Origin of the sequence: Moraxella boevrei DSM 14165, from assembly GCF_000379845.1 — a bacterium.
Classification (GTDB): domain Bacteria; phylum Pseudomonadota; class Gammaproteobacteria; order Pseudomonadales; family Moraxellaceae; genus Faucicola; species Faucicola boevrei.
In genome coordinates this window covers 1-22,383 of sequence record NZ_KB903810.1, presented here as the reverse complement: position 1 = coordinate 22,383, position 22,383 = coordinate 1, and the positions used below count along the sequence as shown (strand labels likewise).

Genomic DNA, 22,383 nt, shown 5'->3' with positions numbered 1-22,383 from the left:
CAAAAATTGATACGATACTGCAAAATCACCCAAACAAGGTATAGCTTGGGTGATGCACAACAAGAAAAAAGGTAATTTTATGACACAAATCTCAGCACAACTGGTAAAAGAACTGCGTGACCGTACGGGTCTTGGCATGATGGAATGTAAAAAAGCCCTACAAGAAGCCAACGGTGATATCGAACTTGCCATTGACAACTTACGTAAATCAGGTCAAGCAAAAGCTGCTAAAAAAGCAGGTAACATCGCAGCTGACGGTGCAATCACTATTGTACAAGACGGCAACAAAGCATTATTATTAGAAGTGAACTGTCAAACTGACTTTGTGGCAAAAGATGCAAACTTCACTGCATTTGCCAACAAAGTTGCAGAACTTGCCCTTGCAAACAATACCACTGATGTTGCAACTATTTCAGCATTGGCTTATGAAGACGGTCAAAACGTTGAAGAAGCCCGTGTTGCGTTGGTACAAAAAATCGGTGAAAATATCCAAATCCGCCGTGCTGAAGTGATTGAAGGCGAAAACCTAGCGACTTACCGTCATGGTATCCGTATTGGTGTGGTGGTATCTTACCAAGGTGGTAACGAAGCAACGGGTAAATCAGTTGCGATGCAAGTGGCTGCATTTAATCCAATCGCCGTTGACGAAGCCAATATGCCTGCAGATATCTTGGCTCGTGAAACTGATATCATCACTGCAAAAGCCAAAGAGTCTGGCAAACCAGACAACGTGGTAGAAAAAATGATTTCAGGTGGCGTACAAAAATACCTAAACGAAGTAACTTTGGTCAACCAACCTTATGTCATTGACAACGAGAAAAAGGTTGGCGATGTGCTAAAATCAGAAGGTATGACGGTCGTTGCTTACAAACGTTTAGAAGTGGGTGAGGGTATTGAGAAAAAACAAGAAAACTTCGCAGAAGAAGTGGCTGCTGCACAGGCTGCTGCTGCTAAATAATTGTTTTTTAAATACTACTAAATACAAACGTCCAATTATTAAGATTGGGCGTTTTATTTTTTATCCTCTGTTGCTGTAAAACCACCGACTTCAGGCGGTGGATATAAGGCAACTCCGTAACCATGCTTACGCACAGAAAGTTGTTTAATAATCTAATCCGTTGTATTGTCAAAAAATCCTTGTCAATTGGCAAGGATTTTTTGTTGAATAGTGTTTAATGATTTTTTAAGGAGAAAAAACTACTCGTAACTAATCACCACTTTCATGGCTTTGTTTTCCGATGCGTGTTTAAACACATCGTAGGCTTTTTCCATTTCGCTAAACTTAAAATGATGGGTGGCAAGTTTGTCCATTGGTAATTTGCTACATTCGCACGATTTTAACAGCATGCCTGTAGTGTTTGCATTGACAAGCCCTGTGGTAATCGTCAAGTTTTTAATCCATAATTTTTCAATTGCCAAACTTACCGATTGCCCATGTACGCCCACGTTGGCGAGATTTCCGCCTTCTTTGACAATTTGTTGGCAAATATCCCAAGTCGCAGGTACGCCCACCGCTTCCATGGCACAGTCCACGCCACGCCCGTTTGTGATTTCTAGCACACGAGCTACCGCATCTTCTTTGCCAGAATTAATCGTATGGGTTGCCCCCATTTGTTTTGCCATTTCAAGACGATTATCGTCCAAATCAATCACAATCATGGTCGCAGGTGAGTACAATTGAGCGGTTAACAAACAGCCCATACCGACAGGGCCTGCACCGACAATCGCAATGGTATCTCCTGGTTTGACTTCGCCATATTGTACGCCGATTTCATGTCCAGTTGGTAACGCATCTGATAAGAAAACCGCCGTGTCCGTGTTCAAATTTTCTGGCAATAAATACAAGGAATTATCCGCAAATGGCGTGCGTACAAACTCCGCTTGTGTGCCGTCAATCATATAGCCCATAATCCAACCACCCTCTTTTTGACAATGGGCGTATAGTTGTTTTTGGCAATTTTCGCACGAACCGCAACGGCTGATGCACGACACGATGACTTTGTCACCTTTTTTAAAGTTTTTTACCGCAGAGCCGACTTCTTCTATGATACCAATGCCTTCATGTCCCAAAATACGTCCGTTCCATTCGCCAGTTTTTTCACGAGCCGTGGCTTCAATTTCAGGATTTTTGCCTTTCCAAATCCCCAAATCTGTCCCACAAATGGTCGTCTTAGTCATGCGGATAATCGCATCAGTCGGCTCAATAATAGTCGGTACAGGACGTTCTTCAAAACGAATGTCATCTTTGCCGTAGTAGGTCATGGCTTTCATTGTACCCATGGTTGCTTCCTTTTTTGCTAAAAAATGGTTAATTAAAAATCGTGTTAAAAAAAATAACATTTTCACTGTTATTCTAGCATTTTTTTTGTGATGAATACACTAAAAATAACAAAAAAATTTTTTAAAAACAGTATGTTATATCATTTTATTTTATCAAAAATTTTAAAGCATGGTTTTAAACATGATTAAAATTAGCAAAACAACTGATAACTCGCTATAATACGTACAAATTTTTGTTTTATACAATCACTTATGTCAAACCAACCAACAACCCTAACGCCTTTGTTGGCGTGTCATGACGTTACCATTCAGCGGGGTGAATTTGCCCTGTGTGAAAATGTGGTATTGCAACTGTATCAAGGTGATATTTGTCATTTGATTGGTGAAAATGGTACAGGAAAAACCACGTTTATCATGCAGTTGGCAGGGTTAATTCCGCTAATCCAAGGGGAAATTTTGTGGCAAGGCACGCCAAATTTGCCCATACAACCGCTATACATTGCTCACCAAGTTGGCATTCATTTGCAACTGACGGTTGAACAAAATTTACGATTTTTGCTGGGTTTATATGGGATTAAACCAACCACCGATGAACTCTGGCAAGCCTTAGACTGGGTAGGCTTGTCAGGCTACGAAGACATCGCCTGTTATCAGCTATCAGCAGGGCAAACTCGGCGAGTAGGTTTGTCTCGGTTATGGTTTGGTGTAAGCCGAGCCGATAGTATCCCGTTTTGGTTACTGGATGAGCCTTTGACGGCGTTGGATATCAATATGATTGCTAAGGTTGAAAAAATCATGCATGATTTTGCCAATCAAGGTGGCACAGTGCTGTTAACCAGCCATCAAGCGGTAGCAGTCGCAAATAAAACCTTAAATTTACAAACATTTATCCGATAATTTTTTAAAAAATCATCATTTATCTTTAAATTCTCTTTCTAATTTTTTAAGGCAAGCACAAATTTCCCATGAATACGGTTGATTTTTCTACCCTTTGGCAACGTGAATGGCAAATCAAACAACAAAACAAAGTGCAATGGCTGTATCCGTTGGTATTGTTTTTGATAATTATTACCCTGTTTCCGCTCGCCATGGGGACGGAGCCAAAACTTTTGCAAAAGCTTGGGGTACCTGCCGTATGGATTGCAGGGCTGTTGTCGCTAATTATTGGTATGGACAATCTGTTTCGCCCTGCGTTGGATAATGGCACGCTTGCTCAGCTCGTGGTGGCTCGTGCTTCGTTACCGTTATGGGTGTTGGTGCGGTTAATGGTGCATTGGCTAACCAGTGCAGGCATGGTGGCGATGCTCTCTTTGTTGGCAATGCCGTTATTTGGGCTTGGCGGTCGGGATACCTTGATTTTGAGCGTGTCAATCATTGTTGGCAGTCCGCTGTTGCTGTGTCTGTCGGCGATTGCCAGTAGTTTGACCTTATCGCTAAAAAATGGGGCGGTACTCGTGCCGTTGATTGCGTTGCCAATGCAGTTGCCGGTGTTGATTTTTGCGACAGGGGCGGTAGACTTATTTGCCACGGGCATGAATGGCTTACCGATTTTGGCGTTATTGTTGGCAGGCAGTATCATTGCGATTATCGTATCGCCTTTGGTAATTGCTTATGCGTTAAAAATGGCATGGTTAAGCTAACGACAGTTAAACTAAAATCTTGATAAAAATCAAGAAAAATAAAAATTTTGCAAAAAAATTGTAACAAACAAAAAAAATACTATACAACACCTGATTTTGTATATTATAATAAGCGTTACGAAGTTTTTTTAAAAAAGATATCTTTTTTAAAAAGTTAAATATCTTGTTACACTTTAGCCAAAAAAAAGATTTTCTTTTACAAAAAAACTGAGCTAAAATACGCTCGCTTTATGTCCCGTGCATATTCCATTAACAAACCCCTTAATAGGGTTTAACAGTTTTAACCAGAGTAAAGACGGGGTTAAATTCTTTTTAAGGAGAAATTGTATGAAATTTCAATCAATCGTATTATCTGCATTGTTAGCAACGCTAGCATTAACGGGTTGCTCAAAACCAGCTGAAGAAGCTCAAGAAGCGAAAGTAGAAGCAGTAGAAGCGGCTTCTGTTGCTTTGGCTGATGCTGCATCTGCTCCGAATGATGCTGCTGCACAACAAGCCGCATCTGTTGCTGTTGCTGCTGCCTCAACTGCCTCTGTTGCTGCTGCAAACGCATCTGCTGCGGTTGCTGTAGGTAACGACGCTGCTGCTGAACAATCAGAAGCTGTTGCTGAAAATGCAGAAGAAGCTGCTAAAGAAGCTGCTGACGCAACCAAAGATGCCGTTGATGGTGCTAAAGAAGCAAACCCAGCCAGTGTAGCTCATGCTCACTAATCAAATTTTAAGATTTGATATAAAAAAGGAACATTATGTTCCTTTTTTTTCAGCTAAAATTTAAAAATTCGTATTTTTCATGATTTTTATTCTGAGTTGAATTTTACTCACTTTTTGTCAAAATTTTATCGTTTGTCAAATTTGCCAAAAGTTTCTATCATGACGCTTTTTACAGATTTGAGAAAAACAACGGTAATTTTATGTCCTACACGCAACCCACCGACCTACGCCACATTATCGCCAACAGTCCCATGTCCGCCTATCAATGGCTAATTGTCGCCTTGGCGGTGATTTTAAATATGCTAGACGGCTTTGATGTGCTTGCAATTGCCTTTACCGCTAAAAGCATTCAGGCAGAATTAGGCTTGGACGGTGTGGCGATTGGCAGTCTGATGAGTGCAGGCTTTATTGGCATGGCGATTGGTTCGTTTGGACTTGCCCCATTTGCCGATAAATTTGGTCGCAGACCTGTTTTGATTGTCGCCACCACCTTGTCCGCTGTGGGAATGCTCATGACCTATTTTTCGCATGAGTTTGCCACGATTGGCTTTTGGCGGATTGTCACAGGCATAGGCGTGGGCGGGATTTTACCGTGTACGAATGTCATCGTCAGCGAATACGCCAATAACAAATGGCGTGGGCTAGCGATTGCCATCTATGCCTGTGGATTTGGCGTGGGGGCGACGCTTGGCGGGCTGTCAGCGGTGGTGCTACAAAACGCTTACGGCTTTCGCTCGGTGTTTTTAACAGGGGCGATTTTGACCGCTTTGGCACTTATCGCACTCATCGCTTTATTGCCCGAATCGGTGGATTTTATTGCCAATAAACGACCAAAAAATGCCCTTGAGAAACTACAAAATATCGCCAAAAAAATAGGCAAATCAGGCAATTTTGCTCTGCCAAACACCACCGAAAAATCAGTACAAAAAGTATCGATTTTAAGATTATTTGAACCAAAATTTCGCAAAAATACGCTACTGATTTGGGTTGGTTTTATCGTCATTTCGGCGTCATTTTATTTTATCAGTTCGTGGACACCTGCGTTACTTGAAGCGTCAGGGTTAGAGAAATCCAAAAGCCAGCTTGTTGGCATGGCAATATCCTTAGGCGGTACGGTCGGCTCGCTAATTTTTGGTACGCTTGTGGGGAAATTGACCGCTAAAAAGACATTATTATTGTTCATCGCTTTATCATCTTTGGCGATTGTCGGTTTTATTTTTAGCCCAACTTTGGCGGTGGCTCTTGTCTTTGCCGTGTTGGTCGGTGGTGTGATGAACGGCTGTATCACAGGTCTTTACACCATCAACCCTACGCTTTATGAAACTGATTTTAGAAGTACGGGCGTGGGTGTTGCAATTGGTGTGGGGCGGATTGGGGCGATTAGCTCGCCAATTTTGGCAGGGCATTTGCTTGATTTAGGCTTTACCAAAAATCATCTGTATCTGGGGGCAAGTGTGTTTTTGGTGCTGGCGTTTTTGGCGATTTGGCAGATAAAAAATCCAACAAAAATTCTCACTTCATGATGATTTTTGTTGGGAATTGTGCAGTTTAAAAGGCGGATTTTTTTCTTCTTTTTTATTGGGAATTTTTGGGGTGATAATAATACAAATATATCAATCCTTTGAAACTCAATCAAATAATTGTTAGAAAAAATCATTTGATTGGTAAAATCATGAATTTTATTCATTTTAATCTGAAAATTCCCCATTTGCCAAATTTGCCCTAAAATTTTAAAATAATTCGTTTTTTCAATCAGTTAAATTAAAACAAGTGAGATAAGTTATGAGTAATTTATTCCCAAATACCACCCCACGCACCACTGCCCCTTATCGCAATGATGTGGTCGGTTCGTTTTTGCGTACCGAAAATCTACAAAATGCCAAAGCAGACCTAAAGGCAGGCAAAATTTCCCAAGATGAGTTTGACACCGTTTTAAAAACAGAAGTACAAAAATTGGTGGATTTACAAAAACAGCATGGCTTACACGCAGTTACAGACGGTGAATTTAGCCGTGTGTGGTGGCATTTGGACTTTTTGGCAGGTCTCACTGGCGTGGAAATGATTGACCTTGAAAATTTTCCTGTGGATTTTAAAGGGGCGAAACCTAAGGCAAACACCGTTAAAATCGTGGATAAAGTGGACTTTTCGGACGACCACCCATTTGTCAAAGCCTATCAGATTTTAAAGGACTGTGCGGGTGATTATCCGACCAAATTCACCATTCCATCGCCATGTATGCTCCACATTATCGCCACCATTAGAGATGAAAGTTACGCACCGCTTGACATCTACAAAGACGAAGAAAAACTGTACGATGATATTGCGAACGCCTATATTAAAGCGATGAATAAATTTTATGCAATGGGTTTGCGTAATTTACAGCTTGATGACACGAGCTGGGGGCAATTTTGCTCACTGGACAAGCGTGCCGAATACGAAGCTCGTGGCATTGATTTGACCAAAACCACCCAAAATTACGTCAAACTCTTAAACCGTATCGTGGACGCAAAACCGAGCGACATGGCAATCACCATGCACATCTGCCGTGGTAATTTTCGCTCAGCGTGGTTCTCAGAAGGCGGTTATGCCCCTGTTGCCGAAGAATTGTTTGGGCATTGTAGAATTGACGGCTTTTTCTTAGAGTATGACTCCGACCGTGCAGGCGGATTTGAGCCATTAAAACACATTAAAAATCAACAAGTTGTGCTAGGTTTAATCACTTCAAAAACAGGCGATTTGGAAAATAAAGATGACGTGATTGCCCGCATTAAAGAAGCCACGCAATACGTGGATATTAATCAGCTGTGCCTGTCGCCACAATGCGGATTTGCCAGCACCGAAGAGGGTAATATCTTGACCGAAGAAGCCCAGTGGAAAAAAGTGGATTTGGTGAGAGAGATTGCCGATGAAGTGTGGGGATAATATTTATCATTATCCATACCACAAAAAGCCAACTTTGATAAGTTGGCTTTTTTAAATGGGATAGTATAAGCTAGACTATAACAAATTTTAATTTGCGTAAGGGCTGAGCGGGTTCTTATTTTAATTCAATCAAACGTAATATTTTTGGTAGTGTAAAAATTATAAGTTCTTTGGTAGGGTGGGTTAGCGATAGCGTAGCCCACCGAATTAGGCGAAATATTAATCTTTTTATGGTGGGTTACGCCCAAAAAGACGGGCTAACCCACCCTATAAGTCGCTTTTTAAAAACTTCATAATTGCACATTACCATATTTTTTACTCTTGCGGACTTTTCCTATCTAATAAATCAGGCTCACCTGTTTCATTCAAAATTGCTTCCTCCACCTTTGCAATAATCTTAGGGTCAGGGGTGGCATTTAGTATATCGCTGATATTGTCATTGCCTAAAATGGTTTTGGCACGAGCCTTGGCTTGTTTTTTGCTAGGCGTATCTTTTTGCTGATTTTCTTTGCTGTCCGTTGGGTTGGATTGTATAACATCACTCACACGATTATCAAAACGACTGCCAAAACGATTACCAAGCCTGATTAGAGCATCTTCCAAATTTTGATCAAAATTAACCATATAAATTGGCTCAGGCAAGCTAAATCCATGGTTTTCAAGGGCATGTTTGGTTTCACGGATAGCGATACTACGTGCCTTGGCAAAGTCGGTTTTGGATTGATTGACCCAAACTTGAAATTCTAGTATGATATTTGAGTCGCCAATTTCGTTGATAATTGCAATGGCTTTGGGTTGTTTTAGTACAAAATCAAGTTCATGAATGGCATCAAGCCCCACTTTAATACCGGCCAATGGGTCGTTGTTGGCGTCCACGCCGATCTTAAAGGTAAAACGCCTTTCAGGATTTTTGGTGTAATTTAAAATCACACCTTTGAAAACTTCTGAATTAGGAATTCGCAAATGATTGCCGTCAAGTGTCATTAAAACCGTTGCACGGCTTGTCAAACGCATAACGATCCCTTCTTTATCGTTAATAATTACATGGTCTTTGGCACGAAACGGTTGGCGAATACTTAGCATGAGACTTGCAATGTAGTTTTCAATGGTATCTTTAACGGCAAAACCGATGGCAATCCCAAGCACGCCCGCCCCGCCCAGTAATGTGCTAATCAAATTTTGGGCACCGATAAGACTAAGTGCTAAGATCAGCCCTAAGATAATAAACACGAATTTCGCAGTGCCAGAGAGTAGTTCTGCCACAAAGGGATTTGGTGTGATACTTCGCCAAAGTGCGTGGCGATTTGCCAAAAAACTACCAAATTTTGCAACCATCAAAAACGCTAAGATTGCTACTAAAAATAGTGGTAGAGCATTGAGCCATGATTTACTTGTTTCTACAAAATCATTGAACACAGGTGTAACGTTATCCTGCACACTAAGTGTACGATTGATGTTGTCCTGTACAGCCACCACGTCGCTGATACGATTGGCAAGATTGACGGCTTGTACTGCTTTGGCTTCATTCGGTACTGTGCCAGATAGACGTACCACGCCCTGATTAACATTAATGCTAACCGTGCCTAAACCATCAATTTCACTAAAAATCCCAGTAATACGTGCATGGATATCTTGGTCACTGGCTGATTTGCCAGTATTTGTAGCGTTGCTATCAGCTACGGTAGTAATCGGTGTGTTATCATCAGGTTCAGATTTTTTTTGAGTGAGTTCACTGACAACGGCGGTTAAAATCCCTTCATCGGCAAAACTAGGCGATAAGAAAAATATACTGCTTAAAAAGATAATTTTTTTCATACATACATACTAAATAAGTTATTAACTATTTTGCTAAAATTGCCCAGCAATTTGCTAATTATAAGGTATCAACTATCACACTTTGGCATGGGGTATTTTTTTGCCAATCTATCAACGTTTGTTCACCAATTTGATTTTTTATCTGCATTGGCAACGGCAAAAACACACAACTGCCAGAGCCCGTCATGCGTGGCGTGGTGTTGGTAAAGCTCGCCAAACCTTGCAAATACTGCAACGCCTGATGGACAGGTTGCGATAACAACGTGACAATCGGCTCAAATACATTGCCAAAATTATCACTTAAACGGTCGGTAAAATCTGCCTTATGCTCTCGCAAAAACGCATGGGGCAGGGCAGGGCAATCCCGCTTTAAATCAGCATTAGCAAATAATTGTGCGGTATTGATATGCGAGTTTGGCATGAGCAATAACAAACGTTGTGACGGTAACTCAATCGGTGTTAACCGTTCGCCAATCCCCTCTGCAATCACATCTTGCCCAAACACAAAAATCGGCACATCCGCCCCCAAACTTGCCCCAATTTGGATTAACTCATGTTGGCTAAAGTGCAGTTGCCAAAGCTCATTGAGCGTGGTTAAGGTCGTGGCACAATTAGACGAACCGCCGCCAAGCCCTGCTCCCATCGGCAGTTTTTTATTAAGCTGAATGTCAATCATGGGCAGTTGGCTAATTTGTTCAATGCTCAACTTTTGCTGATTTCTGGCAAATTCTAGCAAAGCAAGACTGGCTCTAGCGATTAAATTATCTGATAAATTTTTAGTAATCGCTTGAGTTGAGCCATTTTGTTGTTGAATGCTTAAATCAATAGGCAAATTATCAGGGCTAAAATTTGCAGAAATTTGTTGGCTTGTTTGGCGAAAGGTGAGCGTATCATACAGATTAATCAAACGAAAGACACTTTGTAAATTATGATAACCGTCATCTCGTTTGTTTGTGATGTGCAAAAATAGGTTGATTTTGGCAGGGGAAAGTTTGTGAATTGGTTGGTGGGTTATATTTGGCATCATTTTTAGGGATAAAAATTTTTGTTGATGGTAGATTTTAGCAGTTTAGCCCAAAAATTGGCGGATTACAATCCAGTTTTAGTGTTTAATCGGCAATTTACTAGGTTTTTGCCAAATTTTATGCTAAATTGCCATTTATTTATTCAGTCGGTGTCATGGGCTAAAAAGGTGAAAATTATGGTATCAGAATTGCCAACATTGGAGAAAGCAGATTTACACAGCAATATAATTATTAAATTATATTTAAAAAATTGTGAAATTTTTTTTGACAACTTGTTGTTAAAAAATAAAATGGCAATTCGCCAAATTGTACAAAGTCGCAGTCAAATCATGGATAAATTGCTCGTGGCGTTGTTTGATTTTTATGAATTAAATCAAACAGATATGGCATTATTTGCTACAGGTGGTTATGGGCGTGGTGAGTTGCATCCGCACTCAGATGTGGATATTTTGTTGTTAAATGACGGTGAAATTGACGAAGCGTTGAACCAAAAAATTTCGCCATTTTTGACAAATTTGTGGGATATTGGCATTGAGCCTGCGATTGTGGTGCGGTCGGTGGCGGAATGTGATGTGGCGTGCCAAGATATTACGGTGGCGACGAGTTTATTAGAGGCACGTTGTTTGGCAGGGCAAACACGTTTGGCAAAAATACTGCTACAGTTATTGGCAAAAAATTGGACGCAGGCGAGTTTTTATCATGCCAAAATGGAGGAAGCCAAGGCACGATATTACAAGCATAACGCAACAGAATACAACCTTGAGCCTGATATCAAAAATGCCCCCGGTGGCTTGCGAGACATTCACATGATTGGTTGGGTGTGGAAACAATATGTGCGGGTTAATCGGCTGTATGACTTGGTGCAACAGGGTTTTATCACCGAAAAAGAGTTTGATGAAATCCAATCGGCAGAAGATTTTTTGTGGCAAATGCGTCATCATTTGCACCGCATAACGGCACGAAACGAAAACCGACTTTTGTTTGATTATCAACGCAGTATCGCCGAAAAAATGGGCTATACCCAAACCGCAGACGATAGTAAAAATGCAGGCGTGGAGCGATTTATGCGAGATTATTATCGCTTTGCGATGTCTAATGCCAATTTATCAGAAATGCTAACCCAGCATTATTATGAAGTCGTCTTTGAAAAATATTTAAATGATGATGAAAAACCTGTGCATAAAGTGATTAATGAACGCTTTAAATTGGTAGGCAATCAGATTGCGGTGGTGCATAATAAAGTGTTTGCTCAGTCGCCACAGGCGATTTTGGAATTGTTTTTGTTAATGGGGCAGATGAATATTAAACATATTCGCACTCGCACGTTGCGAGTCTTGGCGATAGCCAGTCGTGGGATTGATAATAATTTTCGGCAAAACTCACAACACCAACAATTATTTATGGCAAATTTAAAAGAACAAAATTTGTTATTTTGGCGACTTAGAGTGATGAAACGTTATGGCGTTTTGGGGCGATATTTACCTGCGTTTGGTCAGATTGTGGGTTTAATGCAATACGATTTATTTCATCGTTACACCGTGGATGCTCATATTTTACTGTTGGTGCGGATGCTTCATCGTTTTACCGATGACAATTATCAGCAGTCGTTACCCTTGGTGAGTAGTATTTATCGGCGGATTGAACGCAAAGAATTGTTAATTATTTCGGCGATTTTTCATGATATTGCCAAAGGGCGTGGGGGCGACCATAGTACGCTTGGTGAAAAAGATGCGATTGCGTTTTGTTTGGCACATGGGTTAAGTCAGGCGGATGCGGATTTGGTGGGTTGGCTTGTGCGACAGCATTTGTTAATGTCGCTGACTGCCCAAAAAAAGGATATCTCTGACCCTGCGGTGGTGGCGGATTTTGCAGAACAAGTCGGCAATGTAACCTATCTTAATCATTTGTATGTTTTGACGGTTGCCGATATGAATGCGACCAATCCACAACTGTGGAATAGCTGGCGGGCGAGTTTGCTAAGACAGTTATATACCCAAACTCGGCGGATTTTGCGTGCAGACATTGATGCACCGATGAACCGTCAAGCTATGATTGCCAATAACAAACAAACGGCTAACAATTTACTGGAAAATGACACCCAATTATCTGCCAAAGATGTTGCCCAAATTGAAAATTTGTGGCAAGAGCTGGGTGATGAATATTTTTTACGAGAAACGCCAAATGATATCATTTGGCAGTCCAGAGCCATTATTGAACATGAAAAAACCCAAAAAGATGAGCCGTTGATTATTTTGCGAGAACACCGAGAACTGGCGTTAGATGCGGTGCAAGTGTTTATTTATACCAAAGACCAAGCCAATCTGTTTGCGACCACCGTGTCGGTGTTTGACCAAATGAATTTGGACGTGTTGGATGCACGGATTATTACCGCCAGTCGTGATTTTGCCTTGGACTCGTATGTGTTGCTTGACCGCTATGGCACAATTTTAACGGATAACTTACGCCAACAGGATTTGATGGAGTATTTAAATAAATCTTTTAGTAATTTTAATAAACCAAGTGTTATCAAAAAAATATTACCCAGAGCGTTAAAATATTTTAACGTGCCAACCAAGGTTAATTTTGAATTTAACCCTGAAACTCAGCAACACATGATGGTGTTAGAAACCTTAGACCAGCCTGCGTTGCTTGCTCGTGTGGGGCAGGTATTTTTGCAACATGAAATTGAAGTGCATTTTGCCCGTATTACCACGCTTGGTGAGCGTGTGGAAGATATGTTTCTTATCAGCGACCAACAAGGTGGTGCTTTGGCTGATGATATTTTAGAAAGATTGAGAAACGATTTGATTAAAATTTTACAAATTTAATCTTTCACTGCCATGGTAACGGTATAAGTTTTACCTTGTTTGATTTTATCCGCATTGCCAAACACTTCGGTAAATGAACGTTTCATAAAATCACGCAAGCCATTAATCGTTACCACATAAAACCGTCCGCCTGTTTGCATGGCGTTATAAGCGTCCAATAGGTACAAATAATGCTGTTCCTTGCTGGCTTTTGCAGGTAAATTACTCATCACAAGGCTAAATTTTAACAATTTATCCACATGATAAAAACCATTGGAAAGCTGAACGGTTGCATTGGTTAAACCATTTTTTTGGCAGTTGATTTTGGCATATTCTACTGCTACAAAGTCTTTATCAATCAGTAAATGCTGACCATTGGGGCATTCACGGCTTGCGGTCATGCCAAGCACACCATAACCACAGCCTAAATCAATGCTATTGTCATCTGCTTTAAAGTCTATATAATCTAATAACATCAGACTGCCTTCGTCCAGTTTTTCAGGGGAAAAAATCCCCCAAGTGCTGACAAAGTCAAACGGTTTGCCAAGCACTTCTTGGCGAAACTGAATATCTTGTCGCCAATGTTTTGATTTGGCTAATAAGTCAGTTGGGATTTGATGCATTTTTTTATCCTAAAAGTTTAATCAGTTACATTTTTTCCAATAGCGTTTGTACCAAATTGGCTTACCTATTTCATTTTGGTCATTTCGGTAAAGCTCTATCAATTCACCATTTTTAAGGGTAAATTCAATCTTGCGATTTAAGATGATGTCTTTATCTATTAAATTACCTTCCTCATCTCCTACAAACCCGCTTTGCACAAATCTTGCTGTTCCTAATATATAATTTGGTTTAACTTGACTGAATTTAAAGTTATTAACCGTTTCGCTGGCTTCCCAGTAGTTCATTTCCATGTTCTTGTTGGAAACTGTCAAAATAACAGCCCCATCACTCTCCATTTTTGGATTACAATAGTGTTTTACAAGTTTAGGGCTGAGTTGTTCATATTTAATGGCGGAAGTTACCCATTTACCTTGAAACGCCTTTGGAATATCTTGAGCATTGGCAAAACTGGTAACGGCAACCAAAGTAATTAATGCAAATTTTTCCATAATTTAACCTTTATCAAATCACCTTACTAAACCGATTTTGATGTTTTTTGTTTAAATACTCATCAAACACCATCGCCACATTACGCCCCAAGAGTCGCCCTTTTGGCAACACACGAATGCCCTTAGCGTCCATATCTACCAAACCGTCCTGTTGCATTTGCCCAAGCTCGCTGATTTCATCAATAAAATAGGTTACCGCATCAACGCTAAATCGCATATTCACATCTTTAAAATCAACATAATCATGACATAACAAATTCATAATCACATAACGGCGTAACGCATCGGTGAGTTTTACCGCAATATGCTTCACCGCAGGTAGTTGGTGATTATCAATTTTTGCTTGATATTCAGATAGAACTGTATCATTTTGTAAAAAATGCTGACCAATCTGACTGATAGACGACACGCCAAAACCCAGCAAATCACAGTCGCCATGCGTAGTATAGCCCTGAAAATTGCGGTGTAATTTGCCTTCACGTTGGGCGATTGCCAATTCATCATCAGGGAGGGCAAAATGGTCAATGCCAATATATTGATAACCTGCCTGATTTAATGCCAAAATCGTGTTGCCAAGCATGGTCAATTTGTCAGCAGGAGACGGCAAATGTTCATCTTTAATCTGTTTTTGTGGGGTAAAACGCTCTGGCAAATGGGCATAATTAAACACTGACAGTCTATCAGGGGCGATGTCAATGATTTTTGCAACCGTGTTGGCAAGCGTGTCCACCGTCTGATGTGGCAAACCATAAATCAAATCAATATTAATGGAACGAAAACCCAATCTTCGGCTTTCCGTCATCACATTTCTAATCAATTCTTCAGATTGAATGCGATTAACCGCAATTTGTACTTTTTCTTCCAAATCCTGCACGCCAAAGCTAACACGGTTAAAACCTGCTTTTCTCAGCGTTTCAAGCGTGGTTGGGCGTAATTCTCGTGGGTCAATTTCAATGCCAAAATCTGCTGTATCTTTATCGCTAAATGTAAACTGTTCATGCAAAAAATCCCACAGTTGCACCAGTTCATCATCACTTAAAAAAGTCGGTGTACCACCACCAAAATGTACCTGTTCTATAATCGGATTGCCCTTTAATAGTGAGCGTTTGTGCTTAATTTCTTGAAATAAATAGTCTAAATAATCACCCGAATTGCTATTTTTTTTGGTAATAATTTTGTTGCAAGCACAGTAATAACACAGCGTACGGCAAAATGGAATATGAAAATATAAGGATAATGGCACTTTTTCATCACGGTTTTGCAAAATTTCGCTTTCTTTGCCGTCCATGATTGGCACAAATTCCAATGCGGTCGGATAAGATGTGTAACGTGGCCCTGCTCGGTTGTATTTTTTGATTAAGTCCTCGTCAAACAATCGCATTTGGGCGTGAAAATCTCGGTTGGCATTGGCGTATGGATTTTCCAAAATTTCTACAGGACGACTGGTAAAAGGCTGTTCGTTTGGCGGTAGTTGGCTCATGGCTTTCTCGTTATTGTGTATTGTGTCTTTTAAAATGAACCTATTATAACATAGCTACACTAAAGCGGAGAAAAAGGTTTTTATGCCAACGTTTAATTTTGTAAATTACCACGATAGCTCAAGGCTTCTGTCAAATGTGAGTTGTCAATGTTTTCACCACCTGCCAGGTCTGCAATGGTACGAGCCACTCGTAACACTCGATGATAACCACGAGCAGATAAGTTTAACCGTTGCCCTGCCATGGCTAACAGATTACGCTGTTGTTCGCCCAGCTTGGCAAATTGTTCTAGTTCAACTGGGGTTAGTTCAGCATTTGGTTTACCTTGACGGTTTTGTTGGATTTGGTAGGCTTGTATCACTCGCTCACGCACGACTGCCGAGCTTTCACCTGTTTTGGCAGATTGTAAATCGCTCATGGGTAGATTTGGCACAGTAACAAACAAATCAATACGGTCAAGCAAAGGGCCTGACAGTTTTTCTTGATAACGGCGGACTTGTTCAGGACGGCAGTTACAGCGTCCCGATTTATCGCCATAATAACCACAAGGACAAGGATTCATTGCTCCAATCAGTTGAAAATTGGCAGGAAAACTGGTTTGATGATTGGCACGGCTAATGATAATTTGCTTATTTTCAATGGGTTGGCGTAATACTTCCAACACTTTTCGGTCAAATTCTGGCATTTCGTCCAAAAATAACACACCAAAATTCGCCAAAGAAATCTCACCTGGTTTTGGGTTTGAGCCACCACCGACCAATGCTACGGCGGATGTGGTGTGATGCACTTGCCGAAACGGACGTGTCCCAAAATCATAAGCCACATTGGCAATGGAATAAATGCTTGCTACTTCTAAGGCTTGATTATCGGTTAAAGGCGGTAAAATACTCGGCAGGCGTGAAGCCATCAAAGTTTTACCACTCCCTGGTGAACCGCAGAACAATAACGAATGCCCACCGCTGGCACAAATTTCTAACGCTCGGCGTGCTTGATATTGTCCTTTAACATCGGCTAAATCTAGTTGCTTGCTTGCGACTTGATAACTTGCTTTAAACTCAGCATAAGGCAAACTTTGTTCGCCATTTAGGTGTTGGCAAACTTGTTTTAAATTATCCGCTTGCAACACATCAATGCCCTGCACTTTTACCGCTTCTTGGGCGTTGTCTTTGGGGGCAATCAAGGTATGCTTGCTATTTTTAATGGCTCTTGCCACCGCCAACGCCCCAAAAACTGGTCGCAACTCACCATTTAATGCCAATTCACCAATAAATTCAAAATCCTTTACTTTACTGTCGTCAATTTGGCCACTTGCCACCAAAATACCAATCGCTATTGGCAAATCTAGCCTTGCACCGTCTTTTGGCAAGTCAGCAGGGGCAAGGTTAATGGTGAGTTTACGGTTGGGGAATTGAAAGCCTGAGTTAATAATGGCTGAACGCACCCTGTCTTTACTCTCTCGCACGCTCGCCTCTGGCAATCCGACGATGGTAATGGACGGCAAGCCTTGCGACAAATGCACTTCTACCATGACACTTGGGGCATTTAAACCAACCACAGAACGGGTAAAAATTTGAGCAAATGACATGACATTCCTTTTGGTAGATTTAAATTTATGATTAAATAAATTTAAATAGTTGTTAAATTATTTTTCTTTTTGCACAATTTCTACGATATTTAAATCAAAGCCTGACAACGCATTAAATTTTAGTGCACTGGATAACAATTTCATATCTTTTACCCCCAAATGGCGTAAAATCTGAGCCCCAACCCCAATCGTGCTATACGGCTGACGTTTTACATTGCGAGCAGTTGGCGTTTCGTGGTTGACTTTCTTGGTAAGATTATCAAGGGCGTTTGCCATTTCCATATCATCGCCATGCCCAATCCACACAAACACGCCACGCTCACATTTTGCCAAAAACTCAAGGCTAGCATGGCTGTCCCAGTTAGATTTATTGTTTAACGAAATCCCAAACAAATCTCGTAATGGCTCAAAGGTATGCACTCGCACCGCCGTTACGCCCTGTTTTGGGTCGCCTTTGACAAGAGCAAAATGCACATCGTCCGAACCATATTCACAAAAACGGTAAAAATCAAACTCGCCAAATGTTGTCGTTAATGGAAAATGGGCGATTTCTTCCACCGTTTGCTCATTAGCAAGGCGATACTCAATCAAATCGGCAATCGTGCCGATTTTTAACCCATGTTCTTTGGCAAACATTTCCAAATCATCACGGCGAGCCATCGTACCGTCTGGCTTAATAATTTCCACAATCACACTCGCTGGCTCAAGCCCTGCCAAGCGTGCCAAATCACAGCCTGCTTCGGTATGCCCCGCACGGTGCAATACCCCACCTTTTTTTGCCATAATTGGAAAAATATGCCCTGGTTGTACGATGTCAGACGGCTTGGCATTCGGAGCGACTGCACTTAAAATCGTGGTGGCACGGTCAGTCGCTGAAATCCCTGTGGTAACGCCTTCTGACGCTTCAATTGACAAAGTAAAATTGGTACTAAATTTTGCCCCATTTTTATCGCTCATCAACGCCAAATCCAACTGTTGGCAACGAGCTTCAGTCAGTGTCAAACACACCAAACCACGAGCGTGGGTAATCATAAAATTAATCGCTTCAGGTGTGATGTGGCTCGCCGCCATAATCAAATCGCCTTCATTTTCACGGTTTTCGTCATCCATTAAAATGACCATTTTACCGTGTTTAATGTCATCAATAATCTCAGAAATGCTATTAAGTGCCATAAATTGCCTACTTTTATTGTTGTGAATAGGGTTAAAAATCGGTTTAAAAAAATAATTTTTAAAAAATTGCTAAATTATAGGCTTAAATAAGGATAATTACCATAAAAACAATCTTAACGATTATGTTTTTGCTAAAAACCTTACTAAAAATGTTGACGAAACATCGTTGCAAAGCAGATACAAATCCTTGATAAATTTCAAAAATTGTAAACCTTTGGTAAGGCTGTGTTATTGCTTGGCAAAAATGATTGTATTGGTAAAAAAATCTGTTATAATGCTATTAAACCAACAAAACAAGGTAAAATGTATGAAAAAATTACTGTTAACCAGTCTCGCCTCAGCATTTTTTTTAATGGGAATGGGCATGGCTCACGCCGATTTAAACGCCCATCAAGATTTGGATGACCAAATTGAAAACCAAGTGTATCAAGACAAAAATTTTAATGTTACCAAAGAAAAAGCCATTACACTTTTGCAACAAAAAGGCTATAATGTAGTGGACGTGGATGCTGACGATTACCGTGGTAAACCGTCATTAAGCGTTGAAGCCACCAAAAACGGACAAGAATACGACATTGAAATGTTGTATCCAAGCCTAAAAATCGTTAAAGAGAAAATTGACCGTTAATTTTATGTTTGACAACTATTAAAACCCATAATTTTTTGATTATGGGTTTTTGTTTGTCTGATAAAAATATTTTGTTTAAATTTTTTAAAAATTAAGCATTATATTTGTAATTAAATCGGTTATAATAGACGATTATTTTTCATGTTTATTGTTATTGACTATCAGAGGCTGTATGTTAAAAGAAGAATCGCTCCTTTCCTTTGCTGAAGAATCCTTGCACGAAGCACGCAATATTATGTTTAATATGCTCGGTAAAGTCGTGGAAATCGGTGGCTCGGATTTGTTTATTACAGCTGAATTTCCGCCAAGTGTCAAGCATCAAGGCTTGATGAAACCGCTGAGCCAAAAAACCTTGACCGCTGATAAAACCAAATTATTTGCTTATAGTTTGATGAATGATTTACAGCGTGAAGAATTTGAACAGCATTTAGAGTGTAATTTTGCGATTAACGTGCCAGGCGTTTCACGTTTTCGTGTTAATGTATTTCAGCAACAACTGCAAGTTGGCATGGTTATTCGTACCATTGCTGCCGAAATTCCTAATTTTGAAAAATTACGCTTGCCAATTAAACTAAAAGACGTAATTATGGAAAAACGTGGCTTGGTACTTGTGGTTGGTGGTACAGGCTCGGGGAAGTCTACGTCATTGGCGGCGATGATTGATTTTCGTAATGAAAACTCAGCAGGGCATATTATCACTGTGGAAGACCCTGTAGAATATGTGCATAAACACAAAAAATCCATGATTACCCACCGTGAGGTGGGCGTGGATAGCCATTCTTGGCACAATGCGTTGAAAAATACCTTGCGTCAAGCCCCAGACGTGATTTTGATTGGCGAAATCCGTGATACCGAAACTATGGAGCATGCGATTGCCTTTGCCGAAACTGGGCATTTGTGCTTAGGCACGTTGCATGCCAATAACGCCAACCAAACCCTTGACCGTATTATTAACTTTTTCCCAGAAGAGCGTAAAGGTCAGCTATTGATGGATTTGTCGTCCAATATGAAAGCGATTATTTCGCAACGTCTTATCCGAACCGAAGACGGCAAAGGTCGTCGTGCGGCCGTGGAAATCATGTTAAACACGCCACTGGTTGCTGATTTGATTTTAAAAGGCGAAATGCACGAATTAAAAGGCATTATGACCAAATCTCGTGAACTTGGCATGCAAACCTTTGACCAAGCCCTATTTGACTTGTACAACGAAGGGGCGATTAGTTACGATGAAGCCATTCGTAACGCTGACTCTGCCAATGAATTACGCTTACAAATCAAACTAAAATCTACCCGTGGCTCTGCGGAAAAAGAAGACGCCTTGTCGCTATCACTGCACCAAGACGTTGAAGAAAAAAAAGAAGACGGCGATAAAAAATGATTTTTTATCAAACCGTAAAAAAATTGAGAATACAATGCTATTCTCAATTTTTTAGCTTTTATTCCACTAACGCCACCAAATCGCCATAGCCTTCTTTTTCCATATCTGCCAATGGCACAAAACGTAATGCCGAGCCATTGATACAGTATCGCATACCGCCCAACTCTGGCAAACCGTCATTAAACACATGACCCAAATGCGAATCCGCTACACGGCTACGCACTTCGGTGCGAGTGCGGGCGAGTGAATTGTCTTCAAACTCGTTAATCACCGCCATGTCAATGGGTTTGCTAAACGCAGGCCAACCACAACCCGAATCATATTTATCAGTAGAACTAAACAAAGGTTCGCCACTGACGATATCCACATAAATGCCTTTTTCAAAATGGTGGTCGTATGCGTGGCTAAATGGGCGTTCTGTGCCGTTTTGTTGTGTGATGTAAAACTGTTCATCGCTCAGATTTTGGCGGATTTGTTCATCGCTTGGTTTTTGGTAAGCGTTTGCGTTGATTTTGCTCATTTTTTCCCCTAATTGATTTTGTCAAAAATAGGAATTTAACAGATTTTGTGAAAAATTACCACATAGTTTTGTGAAAAAGCCAAAAACAACGTATAATAGCGGTTTTTATTCACTGATTAAGACAAAATTTTTATGAAAACACTTGCAAATAATCCAGAAGCTGTCAAAAAAATGCGAATTGCAGGCAAGCTGGCATCTGACGTGCTGGTTATGTTGGACGAATACGTTAAAGAAGGCATTAGTACAGGGGCATTAGACAAAATCGCCCATGATTATATCGTCAATGTACAAAAAGCCATACCTGCCAATGTCGGCTACCATGGCTACCCAAAAACCCTTTGTACCTCTATCAATCATGTGGTTTGCCACGGTATTCCAGACGATGAGCGTATTTTAAAAGATGGCGACATCATTAATATAGACATTACCGTGATTAAAGACGGCTATCATGGCGATACGTCACGTATGTGGATTATCGGCGAAGGGTCTATCATGGCTCAACGCATTTGCAAAGTCGCCCAAGATGCCCTGTACGCAGGCATGAAAGCGGTTCGCAATGGAGCCTATATGGGGGATATTGGCGAAGCCATTCAAAAAGTTGCCGAAGCCGAGCGTTTTAGCGTGGTGCGTGAATATTGTGGACATGGTATCAGCGATGTATACCATGATGAACCACAAGTGTTACATTATGGCAAAAAAAATACAGGCATACAGCTAAAAACAGGCATGACCTTTACCATTGAACCTATGATAAATCAAGGCGTTTGGCAAACCAAAGTTATGCCTGACAAATGGACTGTTATTACCAAAGACCGCAAACTTTCTGCCCAATGGGAACACACGCTGATGGTAACAGAAAATGGTTGCGAAGTCTTTACCACTCGCCCAGACGAAGACTTGAGTTTTTTAACCACTTAATCTAAAAATAATTTGATTGGTAACATACGGTTGATTGATAATCGCAATAATAAAATTAGTGGGTTGATTTATCTAACCCACCAATTTTTTGAAAAAACTCAAAATAAAAAAGCTTTAAAAACAATAATTTAGAAACCAACCCAACAAAAAACCCGATTTTTTTCACAAAAACTGCTTGACTGGAATTAAAAAGACTATATAATACGCACCCACGATAGGGGCAAAGCGAAAGTATAAGGTATAGCGAGCTTTCTTTCAAAGAGAAATCTTTTTTATATTAAATATTTATTTTTTTTTAAAAAAGAAAATAAAAAAAAGCATAAAAAAGAAAACAAAAAAAGCGAAAAAAGTTCTTGACAGCTTAAAAAACTGTGATAGAATATGCGACCTA

General features: G+C 40.5%; 19 protein-coding genes. 10 read left to right on the top strand and 9 right to left on the bottom strand.

Features of this window, described 5'->3' with window-relative positions:
• The first annotated feature begins 79 nt into the window (after positions 1-79).
• The gene (gene tsf, locus A3G3_RS0111130; protein ID WP_019520599.1) at positions 80-958 is read left to right on the top strand and encodes a translation elongation factor Ts; all 879 of its coding nucleotides are present in this window, start codon (positions 80-82) and stop codon (positions 956-958) included.
• A 239-nt stretch (positions 959-1,197) separates the two neighbouring features.
• On the opposite strand, the gene A3G3_RS0111125 is transcribed toward tsf, so the two are convergent.
• A complete protein-coding gene (locus tag A3G3_RS0111125; protein WP_026213010.1) occupies positions 1,198-2,280 on the bottom strand; it encodes a zinc-dependent alcohol dehydrogenase family protein in 1,083 nt (360 codons plus the stop codon).
• 252 nt (positions 2,281-2,532) lie between these two features.
• On the opposite strand from A3G3_RS0111125, the gene ccmA reads away from it, so the two are divergent.
• The 5 genes from ccmA to A3G3_RS0111100 all read left to right on the top strand — a co-directional run bounded on the left by ccmA (position 2,533) and on the right by A3G3_RS0111100 (position 7,553).
• Positions 2,533-3,177 (top strand): heme ABC exporter ATP-binding protein CcmA, encoded by a 645-nt coding sequence (ccmA, locus tag A3G3_RS13730; RefSeq protein WP_019520597.1) that lies wholly within the window; start codon positions 2,533-2,535, stop codon positions 3,175-3,177.
• A gap of 68 nt (positions 3,178-3,245) precedes the next feature.
• Positions 3,246-3,920, top strand: a complete 675-nt coding sequence (locus A3G3_RS0111115) for a heme exporter protein CcmB (protein ID WP_019520596.1) — start codon at positions 3,246-3,248, stop codon at positions 3,918-3,920.
• 327 nt (positions 3,921-4,247) lie between these two features.
• The gene (locus tag A3G3_RS0111110) at positions 4,248-4,631 is read left to right on the top strand and encodes a hypothetical protein (RefSeq protein WP_019520595.1); all 384 of its coding nucleotides are present in this window, start codon (positions 4,248-4,250) and stop codon (positions 4,629-4,631) included.
• Positions 4,632-4,831: 200 nt separating this feature from the next.
• Complete coding sequence (locus A3G3_RS0111105; RefSeq protein ID WP_019520594.1) at positions 4,832-6,154, top strand: MFS transporter; 1,323 nt, start codon at positions 4,832-4,834, stop codon at positions 6,152-6,154.
• Positions 6,155-6,413: 259 nt separating this feature from the next.
• A complete protein-coding gene (locus tag A3G3_RS0111100; RefSeq protein WP_019520593.1) occupies positions 6,414-7,553 on the top strand; it encodes a 5-methyltetrahydropteroyltriglutamate--homocysteine S-methyltransferase in 1,140 nt (379 codons plus the stop codon).
• 315 nt (positions 7,554-7,868) lie between these two features.
• On the opposite strand, the gene A3G3_RS0111095 is transcribed toward A3G3_RS0111100, so the two are convergent.
• Both A3G3_RS0111095 and ispE read right to left on the bottom strand, forming a co-directional pair.
• Positions 7,869-9,368, bottom strand: coding sequence for a mechanosensitive ion channel family protein (locus A3G3_RS0111095; protein WP_019520592.1), 1,500 nt, complete (start codon positions 9,366-9,368; stop codon positions 7,869-7,871).
• Positions 9,369-9,426: 58 nt separating this feature from the next.
• A complete protein-coding gene (gene ispE / locus A3G3_RS0111090) occupies positions 9,427-10,395 on the bottom strand; it encodes a 4-(cytidine 5'-diphospho)-2-C-methyl-D-erythritol kinase (protein WP_019520591.1) in 969 nt (322 codons plus the stop codon).
• A 288-nt stretch (positions 10,396-10,683) separates the two neighbouring features.
• On the opposite strand from ispE, the gene glnD reads away from it, so the two are divergent.
• Positions 10,684-13,221, top strand: coding sequence for a [protein-PII] uridylyltransferase (gene glnD / locus A3G3_RS13725; protein WP_228702732.1), 2,538 nt, complete (start codon positions 10,684-10,686; stop codon positions 13,219-13,221).
• Here the strand turns inward: glnD and A3G3_RS0111080 are convergent.
• The 5 genes from A3G3_RS0111080 to ribB all read right to left on the bottom strand — a co-directional run bounded on the left by A3G3_RS0111080 (position 13,218) and on the right by ribB (position 18,548).
• The gene (locus tag A3G3_RS0111080) at positions 13,218-13,823 is read right to left on the bottom strand and encodes a class I SAM-dependent methyltransferase (RefSeq protein ID WP_019520589.1); all 606 of its coding nucleotides are present in this window, start codon (positions 13,821-13,823) and stop codon (positions 13,218-13,220) included. The two genes, glnD and A3G3_RS0111080, sit on opposite strands and share 4 nt — an antisense overlap.
• Before the next feature lie 21 nt (positions 13,824-13,844).
• A complete protein-coding gene (locus tag A3G3_RS0111075; protein ID WP_019520588.1) occupies positions 13,845-14,312 on the bottom strand; it encodes a hypothetical protein in 468 nt (155 codons plus the stop codon).
• A 13-nt stretch (positions 14,313-14,325) separates the two neighbouring features.
• On the bottom strand, positions 14,326-15,792 hold the full coding sequence (gene hemN / locus A3G3_RS0111070; RefSeq protein ID WP_019520587.1) for an oxygen-independent coproporphyrinogen III oxidase: 1,467 nt from the start codon (positions 15,790-15,792) through the stop codon (positions 14,326-14,328).
• Positions 15,793-15,884: 92 nt separating this feature from the next.
• On the bottom strand, positions 15,885-17,375 hold the full coding sequence (locus tag A3G3_RS0111065) for a YifB family Mg chelatase-like AAA ATPase (protein WP_019520586.1): 1,491 nt from the start codon (positions 17,373-17,375) through the stop codon (positions 15,885-15,887).
• 57 nt (positions 17,376-17,432) lie between these two features.
• A complete protein-coding gene (gene ribB / locus A3G3_RS0111060; RefSeq protein ID WP_019520585.1) occupies positions 17,433-18,548 on the bottom strand; it encodes a 3,4-dihydroxy-2-butanone-4-phosphate synthase in 1,116 nt (371 codons plus the stop codon).
• Positions 18,549-18,855: 307 nt separating this feature from the next.
• Here ribB and A3G3_RS0111055 point away from each other — a divergent pair, with 307 nt between their 5' ends.
• Both A3G3_RS0111055 and A3G3_RS0111050 read left to right on the top strand, forming a co-directional pair.
• On the top strand, positions 18,856-19,176 hold the full coding sequence (locus A3G3_RS0111055; protein ID WP_019520584.1) for a PepSY domain-containing protein: 321 nt from the start codon (positions 18,856-18,858) through the stop codon (positions 19,174-19,176).
• Positions 19,177-19,348: 172 nt separating this feature from the next.
• Complete coding sequence (locus A3G3_RS0111050; protein WP_019520583.1) at positions 19,349-20,554, top strand: PilT/PilU family type 4a pilus ATPase; 1,206 nt, start codon at positions 19,349-19,351, stop codon at positions 20,552-20,554.
• 58 nt (positions 20,555-20,612) lie between these two features.
• On the opposite strand, the gene msrB is transcribed toward A3G3_RS0111050, so the two are convergent.
• Positions 20,613-21,074 carry a peptide-methionine (R)-S-oxide reductase MsrB gene (gene msrB, locus A3G3_RS0111045; RefSeq protein ID WP_019520582.1) on the bottom strand — a complete coding sequence of 154 codons (462 nt, stop codon included), beginning with the start codon at positions 21,072-21,074 and terminating at the stop codon, positions 20,613-20,615.
• Positions 21,075-21,206: 132 nt separating this feature from the next.
• Here msrB and map point away from each other — a divergent pair, with 132 nt between their 5' ends.
• Positions 21,207-21,992, top strand: a complete 786-nt coding sequence (map, locus tag A3G3_RS0111040; RefSeq protein WP_019520581.1) for a type I methionyl aminopeptidase — start codon at positions 21,207-21,209, stop codon at positions 21,990-21,992.
• The last annotated feature ends 391 nt before the right edge of the window (positions 21,993-22,383 follow it).

What these genes read in the sequence shown, in the direction of transcription:
- tsf (WP_019520599.1), top strand. Translation starts at nt 80, where the DNA reads ATGACACAAATCTCAGCACAACTGGTAAAAGAACTGCGTGACCGTACG.
- A3G3_RS0111125 (WP_026213010.1), bottom strand. Translation starts at nt 2,280, where the DNA reads ATGGGTACAATGAAAGCCATGACCTACTACGGCAAAGATGACATTCGT.
- ccmA (WP_019520597.1), top strand. Translation starts at nt 2,533, where the DNA reads ATGTCAAACCAACCAACAACCCTAACGCCTTTGTTGGCGTGTCATGAC.
- A3G3_RS0111115 (WP_019520596.1), top strand. Translation starts at nt 3,246, where the DNA reads ATGAATACGGTTGATTTTTCTACCCTTTGGCAACGTGAATGGCAAATC.
- A3G3_RS0111110 (WP_019520595.1), top strand. Translation starts at nt 4,248, where the DNA reads ATGAAATTTCAATCAATCGTATTATCTGCATTGTTAGCAACGCTAGCA.
- A3G3_RS0111105 (WP_019520594.1), top strand. Translation starts at nt 4,832, where the DNA reads ATGTCCTACACGCAACCCACCGACCTACGCCACATTATCGCCAACAGT.
- A3G3_RS0111100 (WP_019520593.1), top strand. Translation starts at nt 6,414, where the DNA reads ATGAGTAATTTATTCCCAAATACCACCCCACGCACCACTGCCCCTTAT.
- A3G3_RS0111095 (WP_019520592.1), bottom strand. Translation starts at nt 9,368, where the DNA reads ATGAAAAAAATTATCTTTTTAAGCAGTATATTTTTCTTATCGCCTAGT.
- ispE (WP_019520591.1), bottom strand. Translation starts at nt 10,395, where the DNA reads ATGATGCCAAATATAACCCACCAACCAATTCACAAACTTTCCCCTGCC.
- glnD (WP_228702732.1), top strand. Translation starts at nt 10,684, where the DNA reads ATGGCAATTCGCCAAATTGTACAAAGTCGCAGTCAAATCATGGATAAA.
- A3G3_RS0111080 (WP_019520589.1), bottom strand. Translation starts at nt 13,823, where the DNA reads ATGCATCAAATCCCAACTGACTTATTAGCCAAATCAAAACATTGGCGA.
- A3G3_RS0111075 (WP_019520588.1), bottom strand. Translation starts at nt 14,312, where the DNA reads ATGGAAAAATTTGCATTAATTACTTTGGTTGCCGTTACCAGTTTTGCC.
- hemN (WP_019520587.1), bottom strand. Translation starts at nt 15,792, where the DNA reads ATGAGCCAACTACCGCCAAACGAACAGCCTTTTACCAGTCGTCCTGTA.
- A3G3_RS0111065 (WP_019520586.1), bottom strand. Translation starts at nt 17,375, where the DNA reads ATGTCATTTGCTCAAATTTTTACCCGTTCTGTGGTTGGTTTAAATGCC.
- ribB (WP_019520585.1), bottom strand. Translation starts at nt 18,548, where the DNA reads ATGGCACTTAATAGCATTTCTGAGATTATTGATGACATTAAACACGGT.
- A3G3_RS0111055 (WP_019520584.1), top strand. Translation starts at nt 18,856, where the DNA reads ATGAAAAAATTACTGTTAACCAGTCTCGCCTCAGCATTTTTTTTAATG.
- A3G3_RS0111050 (WP_019520583.1), top strand. Translation starts at nt 19,349, where the DNA reads ATGTTAAAAGAAGAATCGCTCCTTTCCTTTGCTGAAGAATCCTTGCAC.
- msrB (WP_019520582.1), bottom strand. Translation starts at nt 21,074, where the DNA reads ATGAGCAAAATCAACGCAAACGCTTACCAAAAACCAAGCGATGAACAA.
- map (WP_019520581.1), top strand. Translation starts at nt 21,207, where the DNA reads ATGAAAACACTTGCAAATAATCCAGAAGCTGTCAAAAAAATGCGAATT.